Origin of the sequence: uncultured Nitratireductor sp. (genome assembly GCF_913053745.1) — a bacterium.
Taxonomy (GTDB): domain Bacteria; phylum Pseudomonadota; class Alphaproteobacteria; order Rhizobiales; family Rhizobiaceae; genus Nitratireductor.
The window spans coordinates 1-5,784 of record NZ_CAJXGF010000215.1; the positions used below are offsets into that span (position 1 = coordinate 1).

The window sequence follows — 5,784 nt, forward strand, 5'->3', positions numbered from 1 at the left end:
GACGATGCGTACGGAAAGCTCGACGACAGCCGTGTCCCCGTTGTCGCTGGCGACGATTTCGAAGGCGCGGATTGTCGGAGAAATGAGATAGTCGGCGGCGATGCTGTCGCCGACCGATTTCATCCAGCGTGAGATGGTTGCCTCGGCTACGGACTCACCCAGCGTGGGAACCCTAATCTCGGTTGCCATATCGTTTCTCCCCGTCGCCTGCTATTCGCCGAGCGCGTCTTCGAGGAAGGCCTCGAGCTGCGCCAGGTGCTTCGACATAAGACCGGTGGCGGGCGATGCCGCCGCCGGGCGGCCGGTATAGCGCACGCGTGTGTTCTTGGCCTCGATGTGCTGCAGAACCCATTCCAGATACGGATCGATGAAAGACCAGGCCCCCATGTTCTTGGGTTCTTCCTGGCACCACACCATTTCGGCGTTCTTGAAGCGTGAAAGCTCGTTGATGAGCGCCTTGGCCGGGAACGGGTAGAGCTGTTCGACGCGCAGAAGATAGACGTCGTCTATGCCACGCTTTTCGCGCTCTTCGTAGAGATCGTAGTAGACCTTGCCCGAGCACATGACGACGCGGCGTATCTTCGAATCCTTCACCAGCTTGACGCTGTTCTTGTCCTGATGCTCGGCGTCGTCCCACAGAAGGCGGTGGAAGGCGCTCTCGCCGGACAGCTCGGCCAGCGTCGAGACGCAGCGCTTGTGACGCAGGAGCGATTTGGGCGTCATCAGGATCAGCGGCTTGCGGAAATCACGCTTGAGCTGACGGCGCAAGATGTGGAAGTAATTCGCCGGAGTCGAGCAATACGCGACCTGCATGTTGTCCTCGGCGCACATCTGCAACCAGCGTTCGAGACGGGCGGAGGAGTGCTCCGGTCCCTGACCTTCATAGCCGTGCGGGAGGAGGCAGACGAGGCCCGACATTCTGAGCCATTTGCGTTCGCCCGACGAGATGAACTGGTCGAACACAACCTGCGCGCCGTTGGCGAAGTCGCCGAACTGGGCTTCCCAAAGGGTCAGCGCCCGCGGCTCGGCAAGCGAGAAACCGTATTCGAAGCCCAGCACGGCTTCTTCCGAAAGCATCGAGTTGATGACTTCGTAATAGGCCTGCTGCGGCCCCATATTGTTGAGCGGGATGTAGCGGCTCTCGTCGCTCTGGTCGTAGAGCACGGAATGACGCTGGGAGAAGGTGCCGCGCTCGGAATCCTGACCGGACAGGCGCACCGGGTTGCCTTCGAGCAGGATCGAGCCGAAGGCAAGCGCCTCGGCCGTCGCCCAGTCGATGCCCGCACCTTCGTCGATCATCGATTTGCGGTTCTTGAGGAAACGCTGGATCGTGCGGTGCGCCTCGAAATCTTCGGGAGTATCGGTCAGTTTCTTGCCGATTTCCTTGAGCGTTTTCACCGGCACGGCGGTCTTGCCGCGGCGCTGTTCGTCCGCGTGGTCCGCTTTTTTCAGACCCGACCAAACGCCATCCAGCCAGTCGGCCTTGTTCGGCTTGTATGCCTGCCCCGCCTCAAACTCGGTTTCGAGGTTCGAGCGCCATTCCGAACGCATCTTTTCGATGTCGGCTTCGGAGACGAGCCCTTCTTCGAGCATCTTTTTCGCGTAGATCTCGCTGGTCGTCGTGTGCTTGCGGATCTTGCGATACATGATCGGCTGCGTGAATGCCGGCTCGTCGCCCTCATTGTGGCCGAAGCGGCGATAGCAGAACATGTCGATGACCACCGGCTTGTGGAAGGTCATGCGGAATTCGGTCGCAACCTTCGCCGCATAGACCACCGCTTCCGGGTCGTCGCCGTTCACATGGAAGATCGGCGCTTCGATCATCTTCGCCACATCGGACGGATAGGGCGAGGAGCGCGAGAAGCGCGGATTGGTCGTGAAGCCGATCTGGTTGTTGATGATGAAGTGCACGGTGCCGGCGACGCGATGGCCGCGCAGACCCGAAAGGCCGAAACATTCCGCGACCACGCCCTGGCCTGCGAAGGCGGCATCGCCGTGCAGCAAGAGCGGCATGACACGGGCGCGCTCTTCCGGCGGCACGACTTCCTCGCGTTTGCGGCCGAACACCTGATCCTGCTTGGCACGGGCCTTGCCCATCACCACGGGATTGACGATCTCCAGATGCGAGGGGTTCGCCGTGAGCGACAAATGAACGTTGTTGCCGTCGAAGGCGCGATCGGAAGAAGCGCCGAGGTGATATTTCACATCGCCCGAACCTTCCACGTCGTCGGGAGCGAACGAGCCGCCCTTGAATTCGTGGAAGATGGCACGGTGCGGCTTCTCCATCACCTGGGAAAGCACGTTCAGGCGGCCGCGGTGAGCCATGCCCAGCACGATCTCCTTGAGGCCCATCTGGCCGCCGCGCTTGATGATCTGTTCGAGGGCGGGGATCAGCGCCTCGCCGCCGTCGAGGCCGAAGCGCTTGGTGCCCTTGTATTTGACGTCGATGAACTGCTCGAAGCCTTCTGCCTCGATCAGCTTCTGAAGGATCGCCTTCTTGCCGTTCGCGGTGAATTCGACGCCCTTGTCCGGACCTTCGATGCGCTCCTGGATCCAGGCTTTCTCGGCCGGATTGGAGATGTGCATGAACTCGACGCCGAGCGTCGAACAATAGGTCCGCTTCAGAATGTCGAGCATCTGGCGGATGGTGGCGATCTCCAGCCCGAGAACATGGTCGATGAAGATCGGACGGTCGTAATCGGCCTCGGTGAAACCGTAGGCTTCGGGCGAAAGCTCGTTGTAATCTTCCAGCGGCTTTGCGATGCCAAGCGGATCGAGATCGGCATGAAGGTGGCCGCGCATGCGATAGGCACGGATCATCATGATGGCGCGAACCGAATCGCGTGTCGCCCGCAGCGTTTCCTCGGGGGAGAGCTTCGTGCCTGCCTCGGTGGCCTTGTCGGCGATCTTGCGGTCGAAGTGCTTTTCGAGCGCGCCCCAGTCGCCGTCGAGCGCGGAGACGAGTTCGCCATTGGCGGCCTGCGGCCAGCCCTTTTTCTTCCAGGATGCGCCGGCGGCGTTCTTCTTCACATCCGCGGCGTTATCCTTGAGCGCACCGAAGAAGTCGCGCCAGTCCTCGCTGACGGAAGCCGGATTGTCCTGATAGCTGGCGTAGAGCTCCTCGATATAGGCGGCATTGCCGCCATAGAGGAACGAGGTGAGCGACATTTGGTCGTTGGCCTGATCTTGCCGTGCCATTTTGATTTCCGGAACCCGCGTTCCGGCTCCTTGGTCGCCGGCAGTAAAGCCGGACAGTCACATTGTTCCCGGCTGCCACGCCTGTGGCAAGCCGGGACGATCGGTCTTCCTCAACCCTTGATCGCTTCGACGAGGGTTTGGCCGAGGCGCGCCGGCGAAGGCGAAACCTTGATGCCGGCCGCTTCCATCGCCGCGATCTTGTCTTCCGCGCCGCCTTTGCCGCCGGAAATCACGGCGCCGGCATGGCCCATGGTGCGTCCGGGCGGTGCCGTGCGGCCCGCGATGAAGCCGGCCATCGGCTTCTTGCGGCCCTTCTTGGCCTCGTCGCGCAGGAACTCGGCTGCTTCTTCTTCCGCCGAACCGCCGATCTCGCCGATCATAACGATGGACTTCGTCTCGTCATCGGCAAGGAACATCTCCAAAACGTCGATGAATTCGGTGCCTTTGACGGGATCGCCACCGATGCCGACCGCGGTCGACTGGCCAAGACCTTCATTGGTGGTCTGGAACACGGCTTCATAGGTGAGCGTGCCCGAGCGCGACAGAATGCCGACGGAACCCTTCTGGAAGATGTTGCCGGGCATGATGCCGATCTTGCACTCGTTCGGTGTCAGCACACCGGGACAGTTCGGGCCGATCAGGCGCGAGTTCGACTTGTCGAGCTTCGCCTTTACCTGAACCATATCCATCACCGGAATGCCTTCGGTGATGCAGACGATGAGCGGAATTTCCGCGTCCAGCGCTTCCAGGATCGCGTCCGCCGCAAAGGGCGGCGGAACGTAGATCGAGGTTGCTGTCGCACCGGTCTTGGCGACGGCTTCTTCCACCTTCGCGGCCTCGCTGAGGCGTGCGGCTTCGCTGCGCTGCCGCTCTTCCTCGCTCATCGAGCGGGTCTCTTCGGCTTCGCGTTCGATGCGCAACTTGGCGTGCGCGTTTTCGCGGAACACTTCAAGCGCCCGGGCCAGCGCACCGATCTCGTTACGCGCTGCGGTATAGGGAACCTCGATTTCCATGTTGCCTTCGGCAAGCGCCTGCGCGGTTTCCGTCATTTTCGGAATCGGGCGCAGGATCGTGCGCGCAATGAACGTCATCGCGACGACCGCGCCGATGAGCACGAGTAGCGAGGCGATGGCCAGCGTATTCGACATCTCCTGGGCCAGGGCAGTGATGACCGATTTCTTCACGCCGGCGTAGAGAATGCCGACGACATCACCGGCCGGAGAGAAGATCGGCTGATAGATCGTGAAATACGGCGTACCGAGAATGACGGCCTCGCCACGGAAGGCCTCACCCTTGGTGACCACCGGATAGACCGCTCCGCTCTGCCCGAGCGGAGTGCCAACCGCGCGGTTTCCGTCCGGCTTGACGATGTTGGTCGTGCGGCGCCAGAAATCCCGCGTTTCGGCATCCCAGGCGAAAACGGTCGCGGTTTCCCCGGTCATCCGGCCGACCGAATCGATCATGTCATGCGTCTCGAAAGTCTGGGGCACCGACTCCATGACGATCCGGCTGACATTGCCGTCCTCCGCCCAGGTGACGTGGGTTCCCGGAATGTCGCGCTCGACGATCGTCGCGGCGACGCGCAGGCTCGTATCCTGCCTCGCGACCGCCTCGTTTGCGATACGGTCGCTCACGATCATGTAGATCGCCGCTGCAACCGTCGCCAACGAAACCGTAATGATAACTGCCGTCGCCACCGTGACGACCCGCGCCAAACTGAAACGCGTCAAGAACTGCATCCATACCCCCGGAAACGAGATGCCTTCGAAATCAAACATGACCGATGACGCAACGCCGGACCGCCCTGCCCCCGGACAGGGAGCGGCCATGGCAAACACGCGGACGGAATTTATGGAGATCACACGATATCCGCTTCGGATCCCGCAGCGTGAAGCTGGCGAAACGACATCATGTCGACGCATCCCGAAGGATGCCGAATGCAATAATTGCCCGGGGTTAGTACGCCGGAAAATGAATAAGATATTGTTAACCCGGAACCACGGGCTTCTTCATCGATACCGTTGTCCGCGACCGGGACCGGAACAGGATTTCAGAGGGCGAACCTGCCGGGCGTGACACCCGGACGGTTCTGCATTCCTCTATTTTGCAAACACGACGGTCTTGTGTCCGTTGAGCATGACCCGGCGTTCGAGATGCATCTTGACGGCGCGGGCCAGCACCCGGCTTTCGATATCGCGGCCGGCGGCGACGAAGTCGTCCGCGGTCATCGCGTGGGAGACCCGTTCGGTCTCCTGCTCGATGATCGGCCCCTCGTCGAGGTCCGGCGTCACGTAATGCGCAGTCGCGCCGATCAGCTTGACGCCGCGCTCATGCGCCTGGTGGTAGGGCTTGGCCCCCTTGAAGCTCGGCAGGAAGGAATGGTGGATGTTGATCGCCATGCCGAACAGCCGGTTCGACAGGTCGTTCGACAAGACCTGCATGTAGCGCGCCAAGATGACCAGTTCCGCCCCGGTCTGCTTGACCAGCGCGAGCAGTCTTTCCTCCTGCTCGGCCTTGTTGTCCTTCGACACCTTCCAGCAGTGGAACGGGATGCCCTCGATTTCGGCGGGGCGCCGCGAATCCTCG

General features: G+C 61.5%; 3 protein-coding genes and 2 pseudogenes. All 5 read right to left on the reverse strand.

Features of this window, described 5'->3' with window-relative positions; genetic code table 11:
- On the reverse strand, positions 1–189 hold a 189-nt coding region (locus tag QZ638_RS22085), incomplete at its 3' end, for a biotin/lipoyl-containing protein (protein ID WP_295814613.1).
- A gap of 21 nt (positions 190–210) precedes the next feature.
- Positions 211–3,198, reverse strand: coding sequence for a 2-oxoglutarate dehydrogenase E1 component (locus QZ638_RS22090; protein ID WP_295814616.1), 2,988 nt, complete (start codon positions 3,196–3,198; stop codon positions 211–213).
- A 110-nt stretch (positions 3,199–3,308) separates the two neighbouring features.
- Positions 3,309–4,031 (reverse strand): annotated as a pseudogene (sucD, locus tag QZ638_RS22095) (succinate--CoA ligase subunit alpha); the annotation flags it as partial.
- Positions 4,032–4,136: 105 nt separating this feature from the next.
- Positions 4,137–5,120: pseudogene (locus QZ638_RS23395) on the reverse strand (Cache 3/Cache 2 fusion domain-containing protein); the annotation flags it as partial.
- A 177-nt stretch (positions 5,121–5,297) separates the two neighbouring features.
- The coding region (locus QZ638_RS22105) for a formyltetrahydrofolate deformylase (protein WP_295814619.1) at positions 5,298–5,784 on the reverse strand (487 nt) is incomplete at its 5' end.

Bases quoted from the DNA above. Each gene is read 5' to 3' on its own strand.
- QZ638_RS22090 (WP_295814616.1), bottom strand. From the start codon at position 3,198: ATGGCACGGCAAGATCAGGCCAACGACCAAATGTCGCTCACCTCGTTC.